Annotated in this window: 20 protein-coding genes; 6 read left to right on the top strand and 14 right to left on the bottom strand. The window is 72.7% G+C overall.

All coding sequences use genetic code 11. The features are described 5' to 3' along the window. Positions 1-208 precede the first annotated feature (208 nt). On the top strand, positions 209-970 hold the full coding sequence (locus ACIGXO_RS12710; protein ID WP_399784447.1) for an STAS domain-containing protein: 762 nt from the start codon (positions 209-211) through the stop codon (positions 968-970). Between the two features lie 116 nt (positions 971-1,086). On the opposite strand, the gene ACIGXO_RS12705 is transcribed toward ACIGXO_RS12710, so the two are convergent. Both ACIGXO_RS12705 and ACIGXO_RS12700 read right to left on the bottom strand, forming a co-directional pair. After that, a complete protein-coding gene (locus ACIGXO_RS12705) occupies positions 1,087-1,965 on the bottom strand; it encodes an alpha/beta fold hydrolase (protein ID WP_399784444.1) in 879 nt (292 codons plus the stop codon). 124 nt (positions 1,966-2,089) lie between these two features. After that, a complete protein-coding gene (locus tag ACIGXO_RS12700; protein WP_399784441.1) occupies positions 2,090-3,304 on the bottom strand; it encodes a methyltransferase in 1,215 nt (404 codons plus the stop codon). Between the two features lie 306 nt (positions 3,305-3,610). On the opposite strand from ACIGXO_RS12700, the gene ACIGXO_RS12695 reads away from it, so the two are divergent. Further along, the gene (locus ACIGXO_RS12695; protein WP_399784438.1) at positions 3,611-4,555 is read left to right on the top strand and encodes a universal stress protein; all 945 of its coding nucleotides are present in this window, start codon (positions 3,611-3,613) and stop codon (positions 4,553-4,555) included. A gap of 50 nt (positions 4,556-4,605) precedes the next feature. On the opposite strand, the gene ACIGXO_RS12690 is transcribed toward ACIGXO_RS12695, so the two are convergent. Beyond that, the gene (locus ACIGXO_RS12690) at positions 4,606-5,238 is read right to left on the bottom strand and encodes a DedA family protein (RefSeq protein WP_399784436.1); all 633 of its coding nucleotides are present in this window, start codon (positions 5,236-5,238) and stop codon (positions 4,606-4,608) included. Between the two features lie 232 nt (positions 5,239-5,470). On the opposite strand from ACIGXO_RS12690, the gene ACIGXO_RS12685 reads away from it, so the two are divergent. Beyond that, positions 5,471-6,067 carry a superoxide dismutase family protein gene (locus tag ACIGXO_RS12685; RefSeq protein WP_399784433.1) on the top strand — a complete coding sequence of 199 codons (597 nt, stop codon included), beginning with the start codon at positions 5,471-5,473 and terminating at the stop codon, positions 6,065-6,067. Between the two features lie 90 nt (positions 6,068-6,157). On the opposite strand, the gene ACIGXO_RS12680 is transcribed toward ACIGXO_RS12685, so the two are convergent. From ACIGXO_RS12680 to ACIGXO_RS12670, 3 genes are all read right to left on the bottom strand, one after another. Continuing rightward, positions 6,158-6,631: a DoxX family protein gene (locus ACIGXO_RS12680; RefSeq protein ID WP_399784430.1), complete on the bottom strand. Its 474-nt coding sequence runs from the start codon at positions 6,629-6,631 to the stop codon at positions 6,158-6,160. Between the two features lie 204 nt (positions 6,632-6,835). Continuing rightward, positions 6,836-8,539 carry an alkaline phosphatase D family protein gene (locus ACIGXO_RS12675; protein ID WP_399784427.1) on the bottom strand — a complete coding sequence of 568 codons (1,704 nt, stop codon included), beginning with the start codon at positions 8,537-8,539 and terminating at the stop codon, positions 6,836-6,838. Positions 8,540-8,748: 209 nt separating this feature from the next. Beyond that, a complete protein-coding gene (locus ACIGXO_RS12670; protein ID WP_399784424.1) occupies positions 8,749-9,393 on the bottom strand; it encodes an HNH endonuclease family protein in 645 nt (214 codons plus the stop codon). 229 nt (positions 9,394-9,622) lie between these two features. On the opposite strand from ACIGXO_RS12670, the gene ACIGXO_RS12665 reads away from it, so the two are divergent. Both ACIGXO_RS12665 and ACIGXO_RS12660 read left to right on the top strand, forming a co-directional pair. Next, positions 9,623-10,381 (top strand): ABC transporter permease, encoded by a 759-nt coding sequence (locus tag ACIGXO_RS12665; protein ID WP_399784421.1) that lies wholly within the window; start codon positions 9,623-9,625, stop codon positions 10,379-10,381. A gap of 179 nt (positions 10,382-10,560) precedes the next feature. After that, complete coding sequence (locus ACIGXO_RS12660; protein ID WP_399784418.1) at positions 10,561-11,142, top strand: TMEM165/GDT1 family protein; 582 nt, start codon at positions 10,561-10,563, stop codon at positions 11,140-11,142. A 69-nt stretch (positions 11,143-11,211) separates the two neighbouring features. Here the strand turns inward: ACIGXO_RS12660 and ACIGXO_RS12655 are convergent, their stop codons facing one another. Next, on the bottom strand, positions 11,212-11,874 hold the full coding sequence (locus ACIGXO_RS12655; RefSeq protein WP_399784415.1) for an HAD-IA family hydrolase: 663 nt from the start codon (positions 11,872-11,874) through the stop codon (positions 11,212-11,214). A gap of 190 nt (positions 11,875-12,064) precedes the next feature. Continuing rightward, a complete protein-coding gene (locus ACIGXO_RS12650; RefSeq protein WP_399784412.1) occupies positions 12,065-13,000 on the bottom strand; it encodes a peptidoglycan-binding protein in 936 nt (311 codons plus the stop codon). A 312-nt stretch (positions 13,001-13,312) separates the two neighbouring features. Here ACIGXO_RS12650 and ACIGXO_RS12645 point away from each other — a divergent pair, with 312 nt between their 5' ends. Next, positions 13,313-15,376: an MFS transporter gene (locus ACIGXO_RS12645; protein WP_399784409.1), complete on the top strand. Its 2,064-nt coding sequence runs from the start codon at positions 13,313-13,315 to the stop codon at positions 15,374-15,376. A gap of 24 nt (positions 15,377-15,400) precedes the next feature. Here the strand turns inward: ACIGXO_RS12645 and ACIGXO_RS12640 are convergent, their stop codons facing one another. The 6 genes from ACIGXO_RS12640 to ACIGXO_RS12615 form a co-directional block, all read right to left on the bottom strand. Further along, the gene (locus tag ACIGXO_RS12640; protein ID WP_399784406.1) at positions 15,401-15,907 is read right to left on the bottom strand and encodes a GNAT family N-acetyltransferase; all 507 of its coding nucleotides are present in this window, start codon (positions 15,905-15,907) and stop codon (positions 15,401-15,403) included. A 5-nt stretch (positions 15,908-15,912) separates the two neighbouring features. Then, positions 15,913-16,239: an antibiotic biosynthesis monooxygenase gene (locus ACIGXO_RS12635; RefSeq protein WP_363256563.1), complete on the bottom strand. Its 327-nt coding sequence runs from the start codon at positions 16,237-16,239 to the stop codon at positions 15,913-15,915. 88 nt (positions 16,240-16,327) lie between these two features. Continuing rightward, positions 16,328-17,668: a glycine betaine/L-proline transporter ProP gene (proP, locus tag ACIGXO_RS12630; RefSeq protein WP_399785628.1), complete on the bottom strand. Its 1,341-nt coding sequence runs from the start codon at positions 17,666-17,668 to the stop codon at positions 16,328-16,330. Positions 17,669-18,190: 522 nt separating this feature from the next. Beyond that, positions 18,191-18,883 carry a hypothetical protein gene (locus ACIGXO_RS12625; RefSeq protein WP_399784402.1) on the bottom strand — a complete coding sequence of 231 codons (693 nt, stop codon included), beginning with the start codon at positions 18,881-18,883 and terminating at the stop codon, positions 18,191-18,193. Between the two features lie 47 nt (positions 18,884-18,930). After that, entirely contained in the window at positions 18,931-19,410 is a 480-nt protein-coding gene (locus tag ACIGXO_RS12620; RefSeq protein ID WP_399784399.1) for a DUF6114 domain-containing protein, read from the bottom strand. Next, positions 19,401-20,021 (bottom strand): DUF6230 family protein, encoded by a 621-nt coding sequence (locus ACIGXO_RS12615; protein ID WP_399784396.1) that lies wholly within the window; start codon positions 20,019-20,021, stop codon positions 19,401-19,403. Before ACIGXO_RS12615 ends, ACIGXO_RS12620 begins: the two co-directional genes overlap by 10 nt. Positions 20,022-20,373 lie beyond the last annotated feature (352 nt).

Below are 20,373 nucleotides of genomic sequence, written 5' to 3'. Positions count from 1 at the left end.
CGGTGTTTTACGGCGCCATTCGGCCACGATCTGAGCCTGGCCTGCCGTCAAGCGATATGGATAAAATTCACCCGTCAGTGGCGTTCTGTCATGCCTGATCGATTCTGCGTCGCAGGGCGCGGTTACGGTGCCTGTGCATCCCAGACCCCGGTGCGCACCGGCCCGTCGCCGTGTTCGTGATACGGCCTGAAGCACAACTGGGGGTGACGTGGGGGGAAGCGACGCCGATGTGCAGGCGACCGTTCGCCGTGGTGGCGACCTGGTCGTTCTCGCACTTCATGGCGAACTCGACCTGGCCATGGCACTACGCATCGAAGCCGACGTCCTGCTGGCGCTCCACGCGCTGTACGCGCTGCGGCGGTCGGCGATATTTCCCGCTCCTCGGGCCCGGGTGGCACCGAGGCCGCCGCGGGTGATTCCGCGGATACTTCCGCGCGTCAAGACTCTTCCGGAAGCCCGACCTGACGTCGTCCGGACCGAAGACCGGCCGGAAGGCCGGTCGGGCGGCTGGCCGGAAGATCGGTCGGAGGGCTGGGCGGAAGTCGGTAGCGAAGACCGTTCGGATGTTCGTTCCGATGACCGGAGCGAAAGCCGCACCGATGACCGGACCGAAGTGCCCGCGGAAATGATTTCGCGTGCGATCGGGGCGCCGCTCGCCCTTCCCGGGTTTCTGCCCGAAGTGCGGTTCGACGGGCTGCCCGGCGTGTTCGCGGGCTGCCGCGAGACCGGCGGGCGGAACGCCAGGCCCGGTGAGAAGGCCATGGTGGTCGATCTGCGGCACGTCACGTTCATGGACTGCAGCGGCCTGGATCTGCTCTGCCGGCTGCGGGACGAGGTGACGGCCCGGGGCGGCCGGCTGGCGCTGATGAATCCCCGGCCCATCGTGCTCCGTCTGCTCAAACTGGCCGCCCTGCGCGAGCCGTTCGAGCTGATCGAGCAGGTGGACGACGACGTGCTGCCCGGCCTCTGACGCCGCCCGTCGCCGGGCGGCACGCACCCCGGCTCCCCGCGGGAGCGGCTGACTGCCCGCGGGGGCCGGAGGCGACGGCGGGGCCGCTGATGTCCCGGTGGATGTCAGCGCCCGCGCTAGTACGCGGCGCCGCGTAGGAATTCGGCCAGTTCGCGGTCGAACCGTGCGGCGTTCTCCAGGTTCACCATGTGGCCGGCGGCCGGGATGCGGGCCCGTCGGGCGCCCGGTACCGAGAGGGCCACCGCATGGGCGTTGGCCGAAATGTCGGTGCTGTCGAGGTCGCCGTCCATGACGAGGGTCGGCACCCTGATCTCCGCCAGCCGGCCCGCGGCGCCGACCTCCTGGGCCATGCCGCGCCCCATCCCCTCGGCGTGCGCCCGCACGGTGGACCTGGCCGTCACGCGTATCCGCTCGCGCAAATCGGCGTCGACCGACGCCGGTTCGCGGTGCGGGCCGTCCACCCACATCCGCAGGAAGTGCTCGATGAAGAGCTTCACGCCGCCCGGCTCGCTCACCGCCGCGACCTGCTCCCTGATGTGGTGCAGCAGGAACGGGTCGGAGAACGCGCGGCCGCTGATGCCCGGCGCGGCCAGTACCAGAGCGGTGACGGCGTCCGGATACGCCAGCGCGCTGTCCAGCGCGACGCGCGCGCCGTGCGAATGCCCGACCAACGTCGCCCGGTCGATGCCGAGATGGGCGAGCAGCTCCAGGAGGTCCTCGTGGTGGGCGTAGTCCCCGTCGACGACGGAGGAGCGGCCGTGACCCCGCGCGTCGTACCGGACGACCCGGTACCCGGAGCGCGCGAGCCACCCGAACTGCTCGTCCCACATGGTCAGATCGAGCATGCCCTCGTGCAGCAGCACCACCGCCGGGCCCGTCCCCGCCGCCTCGTAGTACAGCGCGCCGCCCGCCACGGGGGCGGTGCCCGACTCGACGCCCGGCTCGGGGAACGGCTCCGGCTCGATGCCCGCGGGCATCCTCATATCGCTGCTCATGGTGTCATGATCACACTTTTGCTGTGGATAAGGGAAGGGCGGGAGAGAACGGACGGAATCGGTCACTTCGCCTGCCCGTTGCGCGCCCAGCCGCCCAGCCGCCCAGCCGCCCAGCCGCGGGCGCTCAGTCCGTCGCCGCGCCCAGCCGCCACAGGGACGTGACCTCCGCCGCGCGGGCCGCGTGCAGCGGGTCGGTGGTGTCGCGGGCGCGCGGGTGCCGGGGCGCGATGTCCAGCCGGTCCAGGACCGTCAGCCCGGCCGCTGTGAAGAGGGCGAGCAGATCGGCGCGGGTGCGCAGCCCGAGGTGCTCGGCGAGGTCGGAGAGGATCAGCCAGCCCTCGCCGCCCGGCGTCAGATGCGCCGGGAGCCCCGCGAGGAAGCCGCGCAGCATCCGGCTGTTCGGGTCGTAGACGGCGTACTCCACGGAGGAGGTCGGCTTGGCCGGTACCCAGGGCGGGTTGCAGACGATCAGCGGCGCGCGCCCGGAAGGAAAGAGGTCGGCCTGAATGATTTCCACCCGGTCGGCGACGCCCAGCCGCTCGGCGTTCCGCCGCGCGCACGCCAGCGCGCGCGGGTCCTGGTCGGTGCCGATGACGCGCGGGACGCCGCGCCGGGCCAGTACCGCCGCGAGGACGCCGGTGCCCGTGCCGATGTCGAACGCCAGCGCCGGCGGCTCTCCGGGCAGCGGCGCCTGCGCGACCAGGTCGACGTACTCGCCGCGCTGGGGCGAGAAGACGCCGTAGTCCGGGTGGACGCGCTCGCCGCCGAGGGCGGGGATCTCGACGCCCTTGCGGTGCCATTCGTACGCGCCGACGAGCCCGAGGAGCTCGCGCAGGGAGACGACCGAATCCGTGCCGTCCGCCGCGCCGCCGCCCTCGTGCGCGGGACCGGCGGGGCCGTACGCCAGGGCGCAGGCCGCGCGGACGTCGGGGGCGCGGTGCAGCGGCACGCCGTACTCGGCGTCGAGCGGCACCAGCAGCATGCCGAGGATGCGGGCGCGCTGGCTCTGCGCGGCGCGGTGCAGGTGGAAGGCGCGGGCCGGGTCGTCGGCCGGGGCCGGCTTGCGGGGGCGGCGGTCGATCCGCCGGGCCAGCGCGGCCAGCAGCTGGCGGGCGTTGTGGAAGTCGCCGCGCCAGAGCAGCGCGGTGCCCTCGCAGACCAGCTTGTACGCGGCGTCGGCCTTCGTCCGGTCGTCGGCGATCGCGACCCGCCGCGGCGGCGCGGCGCCGTTCTCCGAACGCCAGCGGGCGGAGCGCTGTACGCCGGACTCCTCCCAGGTGAGGACGGGGTACGAGGAGTCGGCGGCGGTGGTGGAGGCGGTCGGCCGGTGTGCGTTCATGACGTCCCGGATCAGGCGGCACGGCCGGCTGAGGGCGCGTCCCGGAGGAGGGGCACGCCCCAGGAGCGGGGCGGTGCGAGGACGTTCGACTTTACCGGCTCCGGGACACCCGGCCTTCTGACGATCGTCACCCGGCTCGTCCGACGGCATCGACGACTGTCCGGAATACATGGCTATGTCGCCTGTAATGCGTACTGGCCGCATCCTTTCCGGGAGTGGTAACGATCGCAGTGGAGCGGCTGGGGCGGCCGCGGGGCGGCGGCCGCGCGGCCGCCACGGCCCGCCGGCGAACGCAGGGAGGCAGACATGGACAGCATGCCGGTCATCGTCGGGGTGGACGGGTCCCCGGACAGCGAGCGCGCGCTGCACTGGGCGGCGGAGGCGGCCCGGCTCCGCGCAGCGCCATTGCAGGTCGTGCACGTCTGGCCGTACCTCACCGCCGAACGCGCGGCCGACGCCGAGGCGGGCACCGGCGACCCCGTACTGGAAGAGCTGCGGCAGCGGCTGGCCGGGGCCGCCGGGCTGCCGGAGGTCGAGTTCCGCAGCCTCAACGGCCTCACCGACACCATCCTCCCCGCGCTCGGCGACGAGGCGCAGCTGCTCGTGCTCGGCTCGCGCGGCCGGGGCGGCTTCGCCAGCCTGCTGCTCGGCTCCAACGGCATGGCCTGCGCCGCGCACGCCGCCTGCCCCGTCGTGGTCGTGCCGCGCCCGGACCGGGGCGGCGCGCGGACGGCGGCGGCGGACGGCGGCGCGGCCCGGCCCGGCGCCGGCCGCCGGCAGGGACCGGCGCACGGCCGCGTCACCCTGGGCATCGACCCGACGGCGGAGGAGGCGCGGGAGAGCAGCGCGATCGGCTTCGCCTTCCAGGAGGCGGCCCGGCGCGGCGCGGCCCTCCAGGTGATCGCCGCGTACATGTGGCCGATGGTCGTGCCGAACGCCTACGACTACGTGATCGCGTACGACACGACGCAGCGGGAGTACGAGCAAGCGCTGGTCAGGCAGGTGTCGGAGGTCCTCGACGGATACCGGGAGCGGTATCCGGAGGTCGCGGTGGAGGCCACGCTGCGCCCGGCGGACGCGGCCGGGCAGCTGGTCGAGGCGTCCGAGCAGAGCGACCTGGTGGTGGTCGGGCGGCACCGCCGCAGGCTGCGGATCGGCCGCCGGCTGGGCTCGGTCGCGCACGCCGTGCTGCTGCACGCGCTGTGCCCGATCGCGGTGGTACCGGAGGTGGCGCGGGACGAGGGCGCCTAGGAGTACGAAGCGGCGGCCGTCAGCCCCAGTGCGCGGGGCGCGCCGGACGGTCAGTGCGCGGGCTCGCGCTCCGGGCGGCGCATCACGTAGACCGCGGCGGAGCCGGCGGCGAAGAGGGCGAGGACCGAGACCGCGGTGCTGAACCACGTGGCGCCCAGCAGATGGCCCCCGAAGTAGCCCAGGGTCACGCTGTACGCCGCCCAGGCCACCCCGGCCACCATCGACCAGGGCAGGAACTCGCGGACCGTGCGGTGGGCGACGCCTGCGCCGAGGCTGACCACGGAGCGTCCGGCGGGCGCGAAGCGGGCCAGTACCACGATGGTCCCGCCGCCCCGGGTGAGCGCGGTGCCGAGACGTTCCTGCGCGGCGGTCAGGCGGCGCGAGCGGGCGATGGCGCGGTCGAAGCGGTCGCCGCCGCGCCAGGCCACCCGGTAGGCGGCCAGGTCGCCGAGCACCGAAGCGGTCGCGGCGCACAGGGCGAGCGCGAGCAGGTCCGGCAGGCCGGAGTCGCCGCGTACCGGCGAGACGCCGACGGCGGCCGACCGGGTGCCGGCGGCCGTCGCGGCGGCGATCAGCAGCACGCCGCTCGGCAGGAAGGGCACGAAGACGTCGAGCAGTACACACAGCCCGACGATCAGATAAATCCATGGGGGATCGGCCAGCGCCCCCAGACTTTCCAGCACCTCGTCACTCCAAGTCGTCCCCGGCCGCGACGTCGCATGGCAGCGGCAGGGGCGGCTTGTCGCTCGTACAGCTGTACAGCGTACGCCTGGGATGTCCGGAGATCGGAGCCCAGGGGCGCAGGTGTTGTCCGAATCACGCATTTCCTGCCGGTGAGATCGCCTGCTGGGCTACACCGTGGATCCGGCGCGCGCCCGCGCGCCTCCGGTACGGGGAGCACGAGGAGGAAGTGGGATGGCGGCAGGAATGGTGACGGGTGCGATGGCGGCGCTGCTGCTGGCGGCGCCGGCGGTGGCGGCGCCCGCGCACGGCGGCACGCCCGGCGGCGGGGACCTGGTGGTGGGCAAGGAGAGCCGGTTCACCCCGGTGTCGGAGTTCGACCCGTCCGACGCGGTCACGTACGACACGAAGAAGGTGCCGACCACGGCGCGGATCGCGGTGGCGCAGTGGAAGAACGACCACGGGATGACCATCCGGCTGAAGGTGAAGGGGCTCCAGCCGCACCGCACCTACGGTTCACACGTCCACACCAAGCCGTGCGGCGAGAAGCCGGACTCCTCCGGGCCGCACTACCAGAACCGGAAGGACCCGAAGCAGCCGTCCGTCGACCCCAAGTACGCCAACCCGGAGAACGAGGTGTGGCTGGACTTCACCACGGACTCCGACGGCGACGCCTCGGTGTCGTCGAAGCACTGGTGGTGGTTCCGCCAGGGTGAGGCGCGGTCCGTGGTGATCCACGACCACAAGACGCACACCGGGCACGGCCATGCCGGCATGGCGGGCGACCGGCTGGGCTGCCTCTCGGTGCCGTTCAAGCACACGGCCAAGTAGGCGAAGCGACGGGATCCGAAACGGCCTGAGGGCCGCCGGGACGGGCGGCCCTCAGGTCCTGTGAGCGGAGCGGACGGTGCGCGCGGCCGGTCAGGCGGCGCTGGGCTCCCGCCGGGGCGCGGCCGGAGCGGCGCTCTCGTCCCGGTCGCCGGAGCCGAAGAAGACGCGGTCCAGCGCCCAGGCGCCGGGGCCGGTGAAGACCAGCAGGAGGAAGGCCCAGCAGAACATCGCGGACGGTTCCCCGCCGTTCTGGATCGGCCACAGCGCCTCGCCCTGGTGGACGGCGAAGTACGCGTACGCCATGGAGCCGGAGCTGATCAGGGCGGCGGTGCGGGTGCCGAGGCCGAGCAGCACCAGGAGGCCGCCGACGAGCTGGATGACCGCGGCGTACCAGCCGGGCCAGGTGCCGGCCGGGACGGTGCCGCCCTGGCCCATCGCGCCGCCGAGGACGCCGAAGAGCGAGGAGGCGCCGTGGCAGGCGAAGAGCAGGCCGGTGACGATGCGGAAGAGGGCTGTTGCGTGGGGGCGGGCGCGTTCGGTGAACGCGGGGAGGGGAGTGGACATGACAGGGACTCCTGCGGTTTGGGGACGTAACCGAGAGACCTGAAGGTTAGGCGTGCCTTATTCGTGCTTGCAACTTCAAGCGTTTACCGACGGTCTTGGTCTGAACCTTTGCCGTGACCGTCACTTTGGTCCAGACCAATGGGTCCGTCAAGAGGATGCGCAGCACCGGTTGCCGCACGCCGGTTCACGCCGCATCACGCCGCCTCACGTCAACGACCGCTCCAGTACGCGCTCCAGCCGTGCCGACCGCCGCCCGCTCCCGGAGTCCGTCGCCTCGCGGGCCTGGTCCAGGCTCAGCCGGGCGTCGCGGCCGTGCAGGGTGAGCGTCATCAGCTGATTGCCGAACCACGGGCCGCCGGTGCGGCGCCAGGACACCGGCGGCCGGCCGGCCCGCACGTGCCGGGACAGCGCGCGCCCCAGCCACCGGCCCGCCCGGCTCCAGCCGAAGCGGAAGCCGGCGCGCAGCGCCGCCGGGATGCTGTTGTGCACCGGCGAGCAGGTCAGCTGCAGGACGCGGCCCGCCGGGCCCGCGCCCTCGGGCCAGTGCGGCTCGGCCACGTACGCGTGGTGCACGTCGCCGGACAGCACGCACACCGTGGCGGGCGCGGCCGGCCCGTCGGCGGCCGCCGAGAGCAGATCGGCCAGCGCCGCGAAGGACTCCGGGAACGCCGCCCAGTGCTCCAGATCGGCCCGCTGGCGCAGCGCTTCCCCGCGGCGCGCCCACCCCGGGCCGCGCACGCCGCGGCACAGCGCCGCGTTCCAGACTTCCGCGTCGTGCACCAGGTGGGGCAGCAGCCACGGCAGTGAACTCCCGATCAGCAGGTGGTCGTAGCTGCCGGGTCCGTCGAGCACCTCCTGCCGCAGCCACTTCGCCTCCGCCGGGTCGAGCATCGCCCGGCTGCCCTCCTCCAGGACGCGGGTGGCGCGCGTGTCGACCATGACCAGGCGTACCCGGCCGAAGTCGCGCCGGTAGCTCCAGCGGGCGCAGGTGGGGTCGGCGTCCGCCGCGGCGGCGAACTCGCGCACCGGGTCCGTGCCGTCCGCCGCCGCCCGCACCCGGCCGTACAGCTCGTCGCGCGCCAGGTCGGCGGGGGAGAGGTTCCCCAGGTGCTGGTGGACCCAGTACGACATCAGGCCGCCGAGGATCCGGTCGCGCCACCACGGGGTCGCGCGCATCCGGGTCAGCCAGGCGGCCGAGGTGTTCCAGTCGTCGATCACGTCGTGGTCGTCGAAGATCATGCAGCTGGGGACCGTGGAGAGCAGCCAGCGCACCTCCGGGTCCAGCCAGGACTCCTCATAGAGGAGGGTGTACTCCTCATAGTCCGCCACCTGCGTCCACGGCGGCCGCGAGGTGTCGCGGCGGCGGGCCAGCAGCGCCGCGGTCGCCTCGGAGGTCTGGTCGGCGTAGACCTGGTCGCCGAGGAGCAGCAGTACGTCGGGGCGGGGCCGGGCCGGATCGCGGGCCAGCGTGGCGGCGAGGGTGTCCAGCGCGTCCGGGCCCGCCGGGTCGTGGTGGTCGCCCGGCACGCCCGGCATCGCCGACAGATGGTGGCTCCGGCTCCCCGAGGGCGGCGCGGCCCAGCGGCAGGAGCCGAACGCCACCGAGAGCGGGCCGCGCCCCTCGGGCGGCAGCGTGCGGATGACGGAGGGCGGATACGGACTGTCCGGCAGCGGCCATACCTGCTCGCCGTCCAGCAGGACCCGGTACGGCGTCTCCGCGCCCGGCGTCAGGCCCTCGACGGGGACCAGCGCGTAGTGGTGCCCGGCGACCTGCCAAGTGCGGTCGGTGGCGGTGACGCCGTCGCCGCAGGCCACGGTCACCTCGCAGGGCGCCCCGGTCTCCACCCACACCGTCGCGCTGTCCTCGTCCACGTAGCGCAGCAGCGGTCCGAGCCGCAGTCCGGTCATCGCGGTCCTCCCTCGCGCGGGCCGGTGCCCGCACCTCGTACGGGCGAGCGCCCGCGCCTCGGCTCCGAGGATAGGAGTACCGCGTACTGCCGGGCGGTGGCCGGGCGGCCGGAGGGAGGTGGGTCGGACGGCTCCGCGGGGCATGGGGATGGAGGGCGGAGCCGCCCGGTCGGGGGTGGCTGCCGGCCGGCAGCCGGTCGGACGTCCGGTCAGCAGCCGTCGAGGATCTTCTTCAGCGCGGCCTTCTCGGCGGAGTCGGCGGTCATGCCGTACTCATGCTTGACCCATACCCACATACGCGCGTACTCGCAGTGGTAGGAGGTCTTCGACGGCAGCCACTCGGCGGGGTCCTGGTCGCCCTTCTCCTGGTTCACGTTGTCGGTGACCGCGAGGAGCTGGGAGTGCGTGAGGTCGTTGGCGAGCTGCTCGCGGCGGTCGGTGGTCCAGTCGGCGGCGCCGGACTTCCACGCCTCTGAGAGCGGCACCATGTGGTCGATGTCCACGTCGGAGGTCTGCGTCCAGGTGGCGCCGTCGTACGGGGAGGTCCAGGAGCCGCTGGTCGCGGCGCAGCTGCCATCGGTCTCGACGTCCTTGCCGTCGCGCTTGAGGACGACCTCGCGGGTGTTGCAGCTGTCGCCCTGGTCGCTCCAGTGCGGGAACTTGTCGCGGCTGTAACCGTCCTGCGGGCCCTCGGCCGCTTCCTTGATCCCGTCGAGATACGTACGGGCGGTGGCGGCATCGGGCGGCGAGGGCGGCGCGGCCTGTGCGGACTGGCCGCTGAGCAGCAGCGTGCAGACGAGCGCGGCGGCCGAGCCGGCGGCGAGGGCCGCACGACGCGCGTAGACCTTGGACATCGGAACTCCCGTGTGATGTGGGGGGAAGGAAGTCGCGAGCGATCGGTCGATCGGTCGATGGTGCGGTCGATCGGGCCACACGATGGCGAGTGGGGGTTTCGCCCGCGTGGGCTCCAGGTAACAGAGTGACGACATGTTCACGTCAGATCAAGAGGTGACGCGCCGCCAGCAAGCGCCGAACGCACGTTCGTTGACCTCGCCGACCGACCCGATTCCTTAAGGTGATCGTGTGCTGCTGCCGGTCAACGCCACCCTCGCGGTCGTGCTCGCGGTGCTGCTCGTCGCCGCCGTGACGGTCGCCGCGCTGTGCCGGCTGGACCACGCCCGGGACATCGCCGTCGCGGGCCTGCGCGCCGCCGCCCAGCTCGCCGCCGTCTCCTTCCTCATCGGCTGGGTGGTGCGCGCGGTCCCGCTGCTGGTCTGCTTCCTGCTGCTGATGTTCGCGGTGGCGGTGCGTACCGCGGGCCGCCGGATCACCCGTAATCGCACCTGGTGGTGGGCCGCGGTGCCGATCGCCGCCGGGGTGCTGCCGGTGGTCGCCGCGCTGCTGCTGACCGGGCTGGTGCCGCCGCGCGGGGTCACCCTCATCCCCGTGACCGGCATCCTCATGGGCGGCGCGCTCACCGCGACGGTACTGAGCGGGCGGCGCGTGCTGGACGAGCTGGAGACCCGGCGCGGGGAGGTCGAGGCGGGTCTCGCGCTCGGGCTGCCGGACCGGGAGGCGCGGCTGGAGGTCGCCCGGCCGGTCGCCTCCGACGCGCTGCTGCCGGGGCTGGACCAGACCCGGACGGTGGGACTGGTCACACTGCCGGGCGCGTTCGTCGGCATGCTGCTGGGCGGCGCTTCACCCGTTCAGGCCGGTGCGGTGCAGCTGTTCGTCCTGGTGGCGCTGCTGGCCGTGCAGGCGGTCGCGGTATCGGTGGTACTGGAGCTGGTCGCGTGCGGCCGGTTGCACCGCGTACCCTTGAGCCCAGCAGAAGGGGAGTAGCTCTCCGCCGGACCGTCGACATACTGCGGGCCCTCGTGGCCCGCCGGCGCCCGGAGCGTACGGATTCCGTCCGTACGCCAGCGAGACCTTCGGCCGCAGTGTCCGACGCTGCCGTGCCGAAGCGACCCCTTTCCCGGGCCCCTTTCGGTGCGGCCCTATCGAACGAGGTATCCCACCCCGTGTTCAGCTTTTCCGTCGCAGCCGTCGTCTTCGGCGTCGTCTTCCTCGCCGAGCTGCCCGACAAGACCGCACTGGCCGGGCTGATGCTCGGCACCCGCTACAGAGCCTCGTACGTCTTCGTGGGTGTCGCGGCGGCCTTCCTGGTGCACGTCGCGCTCGCCATCGCCGCGGGCAGCGTGCTCACGCTGCTGCCGCACCGCCTGGTGCAGGGCATCGTCGGCGTGCTCTTCCTGGCGGGCGCCGCCGTGCTGCTCTTCAAGAAGGACGACGACGAGGAAGAGGTCAAGAAGCCCGCCGACCAGAGCTTCTGGAAGGTCTCCGGGGCGGGCTTCATGATGATCCTGGTCGCGGAGTTCGGCGACCTGACGCAGATCATGACGGCGAACCTCGCGGCCCGTTACGGCGATCCCGTCTCCGTCGGCATCGGCGCCGTGCTCGCCCTGTGGGCGGTGGCCGCGCTCGGCATTCTGGGCGGGCGCACGCTGATGCGGTTCGTCCCCCTGAAGCTCATCACGAAGATCGCGGCCTGCGTGATGATCGTGCTCGCGGGGTTCAGCCTGTACGAGGCGATCGCGGGCTGAGCGCGCCTGTGACAGCGCGAAGGGGCGCCACCCGGCCGGGTGGCGCCCCTCGTGGTCTGTGTGGCGCGCTCAGGCGGTGAAGTGCAGCCGCACGCCGCCCTCGGGGAGTACCTCGACGCGTACCTGCGTCAGGTCGTCCACCTGCACCGCCGGTGCGAAGGCCGCGGCCCGCTCGCCCACGCCCACGACGCGCATCCCGGCGGCCTGGCCGGCCCGGATGCCCGCCTCGGAGTCCTCGAAGACGACGCAGTCCTCGGGTGCGAAGCCCAGCTCGGCGGCGCCCTTGAGGAAGCCCTCCGGGTCCGGCTTGCTGGCGCTCACCGACTCGGCGGTGATCCGTACGGCCGGCATCGCCAGCCCGGCGGCGCCCATCCGGGCGTCGGCCAGCGGGATGCTCGCGGAGGTGACCAGGGCGTGCGGCACACCGTCGAGCGCGGCCATGAACGCGGGCGCGCCCGGCACCGGTACGACGCCGTCGGTGTCCGCGGTCTCCTGCTCCAGCATCCGCCGGTTGTCCTCGTGGTTCAGCTCCATGGGACGGTCGGGGAGCAGTGCGGCCATGGTGGCCCAGCCCTGGCGGCCGTGCACGACCTTCAGTACCTCTGCGGCGTCCATCCCCTGCTCGGCGGCCCAGCGGCGCCAGCAGCGCTCGACGACGGCCTCGGAGTTCACGATGGTGCTGTCCATGTCGAGCAGCAGCGCGCGGGCGGTGAGCGTGCGGGGTGCCGTCATCGGCGGGCTCCTCGGCTGGAGAGCTGAGTGGTGCGAGACAGAGCGGCTCCGCCCGCCGGTCAGGGGAAGCGGGCGGAACCACTTTGTTCATCCACGATACAAAGCGCGGGTGGCACACGCCAAGCCCCCCTGGCCGAAGGACCAAGGGGGCGAAGTGGTACGGAGCGGAGAAAGGGCTGGTCAGGGGTGGTCAGCGGCGGGCCGTACGGGACTCCAGTGAGGCACGGGTCACGGGCCCGTAGACGCCGTACGGCTCGCCGGTCACGCCGTACGTCCGCTGGTAACGGGCCACGGAGGCGGTCACCCCGGCGTCGTACCGGCCGTCCGCCGGTCCGGCGTACAGGGCCAGCTGCGCCAGCCGTCGCTGCAGCTCCACGACCTCCGGGCCGCTCGCGCCCGCCGACAGTACGGTCGCGCTGACGGCCCGCGGGCCGGGCAGCCGGGCCGCCGAGCGGGAGGCAGCGGCGGGGGCGGACGGCCGGGGCTGCGCGGCTTCCCCGGCGTCCTCGGCTTGCGAGGCTTCCCCGGCCTCGCCGGCCTCCCCTGCCTCCTCCGTGGGCAGGTCGGCGCTGGAGCGCCCGCCGAGGTCGGGCAGCGCCTGGCCCGTACCGTCCGCGGTGCGCAGCTCACCGCCGAAGAGCGCGGCACAGACCGAGCCGGCCGCCGCGGTGACCATGAGCCCGGCCAGCAGCGCGGACCGGCCGCGCCGCCGGGGCGCGGGCGGGGCCGTCGCGGCCGTGGGGGCGGCTTCCGGCGGCGGGTCCATGAAGGCCACCGGCCCCGCGACGGGGAGCCGGGCCCGGCGCGGGCCGGGTAACCCGGCGTCGTGCGGCGCGGGGACTTCCTCGGCGTGCGGCTCGTACGGTTCGTACGGCTCATACGGTTCGTACGGCTCCGGGACCGGCTCCTCGGCCGGCGCGGCGTACGGCTCCTCGGCCCGCGCGGTGTACGGCTCGGGCGCCGGCCGCGGCGCGTACGGCGGCCGCTCCACCCGGACGTACGAAGGCGGCGGGAACGCCGGCGGGCTGTAGGCCCGCACCGTGAAGGAGCGGGGCCTGCGGTGCATGTCCGGGTGATCGTCCGGGTCGGGCGCGTCCGGCAACGAGACGTACGGACGGATGTGCAAGGGGTCAAAATCCGGCGCTGCCGCCTGCTCGCACCGGCAGCCGGGGCGGCCGTCGGTCCGAGCGGGGGCTAAGCAGGTCGGGCAGTTCCTGGCCTCCACGTGCGGGTCCCCTCCCTCGTCTTCGGCTGCGATTATCCAGTCGCCGCCGCTTCCTGCACAGGGGCCCCGGACGTGAACAAGCGGCGACCGACGCGTCGCCCGACCGGCCATAGCGGGGCAAAATGATCGGGACGGGGAGTGCGGCTCCGCTCCCCGGCCGCGGCCGGGCCCGCCCCTGCCCGCCCGCCGCGGTTCCGACGTAAGGAGACGTCCATGGCGCAGGACACCAGCGCTCCCGCCGTCCCCGCCGAGGACCGGCCGCAGCGGACCGTCCTGGTGGCGATCGGCGCGCTGCTGCTCGGCATGCTGATCGCGGCGCTCGACCAGACCATCGTCGCCACGGCGCTGCCCACGATCGTCAGCGAGCTCGGCGGCCTGGACCACCTCTCCTGGGTGGTCACCGCCTACCTCCTGGCGTCCACGGCGGCCACCCCGCTGTGGGGCAAGCTCGGCGACCAGTACGGCCGCAAGAAACTCTTCCAGGCCGCGATCGGCATCTTCCTGATCGGCTCCGTGCTGTGCGGCATCGCGCAGAACATGCCGCAGCTCATCGCCTTCCGCGCGATCCAGGGCCTGGGCGGCGGCGGCCTCATGGTGCTGTCGATGGCGATCGTCGGCGACATCGTGCCGCCCCGCGAGCGCGGCAAGTACCAGGGCCTGTTCGGCGCGGTCTTCGGCGGGACGAGCGTGCTCGGGCCGCTGCTCGGCGGGCTCTTCGTCGACCACCTCAGCTGGCGCTGGGTCTTCTACATCAACCTGCCCATCGGCGCGGTCGCGCTGATCGTCATCGCCGCCGTGCTGCACATCCCGTCGAGCCGCACCCCGCACCGCATCGACTACCCCGGCACCGTCCTGATCGCCGCGGTCGCCGCCTGCTTCGTCCTGATGACCTCGCTCGGCGGGGTCAGCTACCCGTGGGGCTCCTGGCAGATCATCGGCCTCGGGGTGCTCGGCGTGCTGCTCCTCGGCGCCTTCGTACTGGTCGAACGGCGGGCCGCCGAGCCGGTCCTGCCGCTGCGGCTCTTCACGATCCGCACCTTCGCGCTCACCTCGGCCATCGGCTTCGTCATCGGCTTCGCGATGTTCGGCGCGATGACGTACCTGCCGACGTTCCTACAGGTCGTGCACGGTGTCTCGCCGACCATGTCCGGCGTGCACATGCTGCCGATGGTGGTCGGCATGCTGTTGTCCTCCACGGTCTCGGGCCAGCTGGTCAGCCGTACCGGGCGCTACAAGGTCTTCCCGATCGCCGGCACCGCGGTCACCGCCGTGGGCCTGCTGCTCCTGCACAACCTCGACCGCGCCAGCAGCGTCGCCGAGATGAGCGGGTACTTCTTCGTCTTCGGCCTCGGCCTCGGCCTGGTCATGCAGGTCCTCGTGCTCATCGTGCAGAACGCCGTCCCGTACGCCGATCTGGGCGTGGCCACCTCGGGTGCGACCTTCTTCCGCTCGATCGGCGCGTCCTTCGGCGTCTCGATCTTCGGCACGATCTTCGCCAACATGCTGGGCCCGCGGATCGTCGACGCGCTCGCCGGCCGCCGCCTGCCGCCCGGCGTGGACCCGGGCACGCTCGCCGAGGACCCGCGCGCCGTGGCGAAGCTGCCGCCCGGCCAGGCGTCCGGCGTCCTGGACGCCTACGCGACCTCCATCACCGACGTCTTCCTGTACGCGGTGCCCGTCGTCCTGCTCGCCTTCGCACTGGCCTGGCTGCTCAAGGAAGAGCCGCTGCGCGGCTCGGTCACGGCCCCGGACACCACGGAAGTCCTCTCCTCCAACCCGGTCGAACGCTCCTCCCGCGACGAGTGCGCCCGCGCGCTCAGCAAGCTCGCCTGCCTGGAAGGCCGCAAGAAGCTGTACCAGTCGATCACCGCGCGCGCCGGCCTCGACCTGAAACCGGCGGCGAGCTGGATGATGCTGCGGATGAACCGCTACGGCTCGGTGGAGCCCGCGCTGCTCGCCGAGCGCAGCACCGTACCCCTCGGTGTGATCTCCGAGGCGACCCGGCAGCTGGAGGAGCGCGGGCTGGCCGAGCGGGAGGGCATGCCGATGGTCCTCACCGAGGCCGGCCGGCGGATCGCGCACCGCCTCGCGGCCGCCCGCCAGGAGGCCCTTGCCGACCTCCTCGGCGACTGGTGGACCAAGGACCGCCCCACCGACCTGACCGAGCTCGTCCAGCAGCTGACCGCCGAAATGGGCGGCTCGGACGGCGAACGCCCGCACAACGGCGACGCCAGACCCCTCCAGCACCGCACGACGCGAGCCACCCCGGCGGGCTGATCCCCGGTCCGCCGGGCCCGTGGCTCAGTCCAGCCGCTTCTCGAACCAGATCTGCGAGTACGGACCCTCGTTGTACGCCGGTATCTCCACGAACCCCGACCGCCGGTAGAAGCCGATCGCCTCCACCAGGTCGAGCCGGGTGTCCAGCCGGACGCGCCGGGCGCCCATGCCGCGCGCGGCGGCCTCCACGGCGGCCAGCAGCGCGCCGCTGCCCCCGCTGCCGCGCAGCCCGGGCCGGACGTACATGCGCTTGAGCTCGGCCGTGCCCGGAGCCAGCAGCCGTACGCCCGCGCAGCCGCCCGGCTCATCGCCGTACCGGGCCAGCAGGAACACCCCGCCGGGCGGTGTCAGGTCATCGACCGGATCCTCGGCGATGGCCCGGTCCAGCTCCTCATCGGTGGCCGGACGGCCGTACCAGCGGGAGGCCACCTCGGCGAGGTACTCCCGCAGCACGCCGGCCGCCTCGGCCGAGGCGACCGGCTCCGCACCGACCGCCCACACCGGGCGGCCGGCCACGCATTCCCCCGTCATACGGATCAGCCCTGCTTCGGCGCGGCCTGCTGGACGACCTCGAAGGACCACACAGTGGAGCCGGAGGCGGCCGGCTTCGGGCGCTCGGCACCCTCGCCGCCGCCCTGGTGCGCGGCCTTCATCGGCCCCTCCATCCACGCCTGGAAGGACTCCTCGTCCCGCCACCGCGTGTACACCAGGTACTGGTCGGTGCCCTCCACCGGGCGCAGCAGCTCGAACCACTCGAAACCGTCGGAGGACTCCACGGCGCCGGCGCGCGAGGCGAAGCGCTTCTCCAGGACCTCCCGCTGCTCCTCGGGGACGGTCAGCACATTGATCTTCACGATGCTCATGCCGTCATCCTGCCGCATCGGTCCGCGCGCACGAGAGAGCCCCCTGCCGCGGGGCAGGGGGCTCTCTCGTGCAGTCGGCGCGGGCGGGTCAGGCCGCCTTGCTCAGTTCGCGGGCCTCGGCCTCGGTGGCCACCGCGGGCTTGGAGCCCGGGAGCGGGCGGCCGGCGCTCTCGGCCATCTTCCACACCGCGAGACCGCCGATGACGCCGGCGGCCATCATGTAGTACGCGGGCATCATCTTGTCGCCGGTCGCGCTGATCAGGGCCGTCACGACCAGCGGGGTCGTGCCGCCGAAGAGCGAGACGGAGATGTTGAAGCCGATCGAGAGGGAGCCGTAGCGGACCTTCGTCGGGAAGAGCGCGGGCAGCGTGGACGGCATCGTCGAGGTGAAGCAGACCAGCAGCAGGCCGAGCGCGGCCATGCCCAGGCCGATCGCGGCCAGCGAGCCCTGGCGGATCAGCAGCAGCGCCGGGACGGAGAGGACGAAGAAGCCGATGCAGCCGGCGGCGATGACCGGGCGGCGGCCGAAGCGGTCGGAGAGCCGGCCCGCGAACGGCTGGACGCACATCATCAGGGCCATCACGGCCAGCACGACCAGCAGGCCGTGCGTCTCGTCGTACTTCAGCTCCGAGGTCAGGTAGCTCGGCATGTACGACAGCAGCATGTAGTCCGTGACGTTGAAGACCAGGACCAGGCCGACGCAGAGCAGCATCGCGCGCCACTGGCCGAAGATCATCTCGCGGATGCCGGTCTTCTTCTCGGCGGCGCGGCGCTCCTTCTCCTGCTCCGCCGCCTCCTTCTCCATCTCCGCGAAGGCCGGGGTCTCCTCCAGGCGCATCCGCAGGTACAGGCCGATGACGCCCATCGGGCCCGCGATCAGGAACGGGATCCGCCAGCCCCAGGAGATCAGGTCGTCGTGGCTGAGCAGCGCGGTCATCAGGGTGACCAGGCCGGCGCCGCCGATGTAGCCGGCCAGCGTGCCGAACTCCAGCCAGCTGCCGAGGAAGCCGCGCTTCTTGTCGGGCGAGTACTCGGCGATGAAGGTGGAGGCGCCGCCGTACTCACCGCCGGTGGAGAAGCCCTGCACGAGGCGGGCGATCAGCAGCAGCACCGGGGCCCAGACGCCGATGGCGGCGTACGAGGGGATCAGGCCGATCGCGAAGGTGCCGATCGCCATCATGATCATGGTGATCGCGAGGACCTTCTGGCGTCCGATACGGTCGCCGAGCGGGCCGAAGACCATGCCGCCGATGGGCCGCACGAGGAAGGCCGCCGCGAACGCTCCGAACGTCGACAGCAACTGCGCGGTCGGGTTCCCGGAGGGGAAGAAGACCTGCCCGAGGGTGACCGCGATGTAGCTGTAGACGCCGAAGTCGAACCACTCCATCGCGTTACCGAGCGCGGCGGCCGAGACGGCCCGTTTGGCCATGGCCGGGTCGACGACCGTGGCACCGTGCACCGAGGTGCTGGACGGACTTTTCGTGCGGGTATCCGGGCCGGGTGCGACGGAAGTGTGCGTCGGCACGTGCTCGCTCGCCTGCGCTCTCTGGGACGACTGCAAAACGTTCGCCCGCCGGGCCTCCGACAAGCAAACGACGGGCCTCCGGCAAGCGAACATCGACCATAGGGGCAGAACGGACCGTCACGGAGTGTGCACGGTTGCATAAAGGAATCGGCTAAAAGCGCCGCATCGCAAGGGCGACCTCGGCGCCAAACCGGACATCGCGAAAGTATGCCTGTGATCCTTGTCGCTGCGATCCGGCGGAACTGGGGCGTTTCGTGTGGCCTGGCGCACGTGGACGGCGCGGCACTCCGGTGAGTACCGCGCCGTCGGATCGTCGCCCGTCCAGCATCCGCCCGGCGGCGGTGGAGCGCCACTCGGACGGATGCGGGCCGGCCGGTCAGCAGGTCACGGCTGTCGGCCGGTAACGGTGTCGGCCGGTGACGGCGGTCAGCCGGTGACGGTGATCTGTGCGGCCGGGTCGGTCGTGTCGGACACCGTGTACGTGGCACCGAACGTCGAGGTGGTCGCGCTGGTCGGGCAGCCGAAGCCGCCGGTGACGGTCACCGGGACCGTTGCGCCCGAGAAGGTGAGCGTGGACGGCGCGCCATTGGCCCACGTGCCGTTCACGGTGGCGGGCCCGGCGGGCGCCGCCGTGACCGTACAGGTGGCGAGGCCGCTGGTCTTCACGACGACGCCGCCCTGGGGGATCTGCATGGCGGCCGTGCTGGGCGCGCCGTTCTGCATGGCCACGCCCCAGCTGCCGCTGGTGGTGACGGTGGCGCTGACGCCCGCCATGCTCGTCGTGCAGGAGCTGTACGTCGGGGCGGTGATCGTACTGGCCACCGGGCCCGCGTCGTTGTGGTTCGCGGGCGCGTCCGGGACCTTGCCGGTGGCGTTGGAGACCGTACAGGTCACGGTCACCGAACCGGCCTTGAAGGTGGCCTTGCCGCTGAGCTTCGCGGCGAAGGCGTGGCCGGCGGGGGTGACGGTGGTGGAGCCGGCCGCGGCGGGGGCCGCCGCGGTGGCCGGGGCGGTGACGGCCAGGCACAGCGCGCCGGCCGCCGCGACGCCGGTGCCGGCGGCGAGCAGGGTGCGGACGGAGGCGCGGCGGGACGTGCCGGGTCTGAGGTGGTGTCTCATCGGGGGGAGCTCCTTCACGGTTGCCGTTGTTGCGGGTGAACGTGCGGTTACCGGTGCGGAGGTGCGGGGGGTGGGTCGGTGGGGGTGCCGGACTCTGCGGTGGGCGGCTCCGGGGCCGCGGAGTCCACGGCGGCCGGCAGCGGCTGCCACGCGAACATCAGGGCGCCGCCGAGGATGCCGAGCACGGTGCCGATCAGGAAGCCGCCGAGGTTGGACATGACCAGCGCGGCGGCCGCCAGCAGGACGGTCAGTACGCCTGCCAGCCCGCGGTACTGCGGCGCGATCCAGACCGCCAGGCCGAGCACGATCATCACCAGCCCGAGCAGCACGGACGGGATGCCGGCGATGCCCTGCTGCAGCATGATCTTCAGCGGGGCGAGCGGGATCACGCAGATCTCGGCGCCCGCCAGGATCGTGGCCAGCCCGCCCCAGAAGGGGCGCGCCTTGCGCCAGTGCCACCAGGCGGAGCGAGGGCGGGCCGGACCGTCGGCCGACCGCCGGGCCGTCGGTCGCCGGGTCAGAAGCATTCCTTCTTGCCCTTGCTGATCTTCATGCTCAGGCCGGAGAGCTTGAAGGTGCCCGCGTTGGTCGCCCACGCGGTCTGCTTCAGATCGGTGATGTGCACGTCATCGGCCTGCTGGGAGAACGCGTCCTGCATGCCCTGCGCGTCGGCCGGCCCCTTGTCCAGCGTCGACGCGTCGCGGCCGATCTCGATGTTGTGGAAGGACGCGTTGCCGGAGAGCTGGGTGGCGTCCACGTAGAGGTTCTTGGCCTCGACGGGCTTGCCGTTCTTGCCCGCGGTCAGGTTGAGCGAGATGTTGCCCAGTACCGGCAGCTTGGTGACCACCGACTGGCAGAGGTTGTTCAGTTCCGCCTTCTTGATGGCGGTCACCGCGACCGGCAGCAGCTCGCCGCGGGCGTTCGCGTCCACGCCGCCGTACTGCGCGAAGCCGTCCCCGTCGAGGCTGCTCGCCGAGACCTTGAACTGCTGGCCCGATACGGCGAAGGACGCCGCCAGCGCCCCGTTGGCCAGGGCGATGGCCAGGGCCGCGGTGCCCGCGAAGGCCGGGACGGCGAGCACGGCGAACTTCCGCGCGCTGACGCGTCCCGTGACCGGTCTGCCGTGTGCGTCTTTCATGGCATATATCCCCTTCGATGCGTGCGTGATCGATGAGTGGGGGGAGAAGAGAGAAGAGCGAGGCGCGTGGGGAGGGGGTGAGCGCGGCGGGTCGAGCCGCGAGCCCGGTGTTACCGACTGCCAGTGTTACCGCCGGTGTTACTGGCGAGTTGAGTTGAATGTAAGTGCGCCAGTAGGCGTTGGCAAGGTTGCGCGGCAGATGGTTTTCCGCCAAAAGGGAAGGGCGGTGGGCCCCCGCCACCCGGGGGCCCCCCCCCTAAGGCGGACCGGCGGTTGGCGTTATTGGCGGGTGCGGGGGGGAACCCGATAAGTCCCCCCCCAACGAGACGCCGGTGAGCCCAGCCCGGCGCCG

This window comes from Streptomyces sp. NPDC053542 (assembly GCF_044544685.1).
In the GTDB taxonomy this organism is placed as follows: Bacteria; Actinomycetota; Actinomycetes; order Streptomycetales; family Streptomycetaceae; genus Streptomyces.
Note: the sequence above shows the minus strand (reverse complement) of the source record. Positions and strands in the feature narration are given on the sequence as shown.

Coding starts and splice junctions, on each gene's coding strand:
- ACIGXO_RS12625 (WP_399784402.1), bottom strand. CDS start 18,883: ATGAGACACCACCTCAGACCCGGCACGTCCCGCCGCGCCTCCGTCCGC.
- ACIGXO_RS12670 (WP_399784424.1), bottom strand. CDS start 9,393: ATGTCCAAGGTCTACGCGCGTCGTGCGGCCCTCGCCGCCGGCTCGGCC.
- ACIGXO_RS12675 (WP_399784427.1), bottom strand. CDS start 8,539: ATGACCGGACTGCGGCTCGGACCGCTGCTGCGCTACGTGGACGAGGAC.
- ACIGXO_RS12685 (WP_399784433.1), top strand. CDS start 5,471: ATGGCGGCAGGAATGGTGACGGGTGCGATGGCGGCGCTGCTGCTGGCG.
- ACIGXO_RS12615 (WP_399784396.1), bottom strand. CDS start 20,021: ATGAAAGACGCACACGGCAGACCGGTCACGGGACGCGTCAGCGCGCGG.
- ACIGXO_RS12620 (WP_399784399.1), bottom strand. CDS start 19,410: ATGCTTCTGACCCGGCGACCGACGGCCCGGCGGTCGGCCGACGGTCCG.
- ACIGXO_RS12655 (WP_399784415.1), bottom strand. CDS start 11,874: ATGACGGCACCCCGCACGCTCACCGCCCGCGCGCTGCTGCTCGACATG.
- proP (WP_399785628.1), bottom strand. CDS start 17,668: ATGGCCAAACGGGCCGTCTCGGCCGCCGCGCTCGGTAACGCGATGGAG.
- ACIGXO_RS12700 (WP_399784441.1), bottom strand. CDS start 3,304: ATGAACGCACACCGGCCGACCGCCTCCACCACCGCCGCCGACTCCTCG.
- ACIGXO_RS12640 (WP_399784406.1), bottom strand. CDS start 15,907: ATGACGGGGGAATGCGTGGCCGGCCGCCCGGTGTGGGCGGTCGGTGCG.
- ACIGXO_RS12680 (WP_399784430.1), bottom strand. CDS start 6,631: ATGTCCACTCCCCTCCCCGCGTTCACCGAACGCGCCCGCCCCCACGCA.
- ACIGXO_RS12705 (WP_399784444.1), bottom strand. CDS start 1,965: ATGAGCAGCGATATGAGGATGCCCGCGGGCATCGAGCCGGAGCCGTTC.
- ACIGXO_RS12645 (WP_399784409.1), top strand. CDS start 13,313: ATGGCGCAGGACACCAGCGCTCCCGCCGTCCCCGCCGAGGACCGGCCG.
- ACIGXO_RS12635 (WP_363256563.1), bottom strand. CDS start 16,239: ATGAGCATCGTGAAGATCAATGTGCTGACCGTCCCCGAGGAGCAGCGG.
- ACIGXO_RS12695 (WP_399784438.1), top strand. CDS start 3,611: ATGGACAGCATGCCGGTCATCGTCGGGGTGGACGGGTCCCCGGACAGC.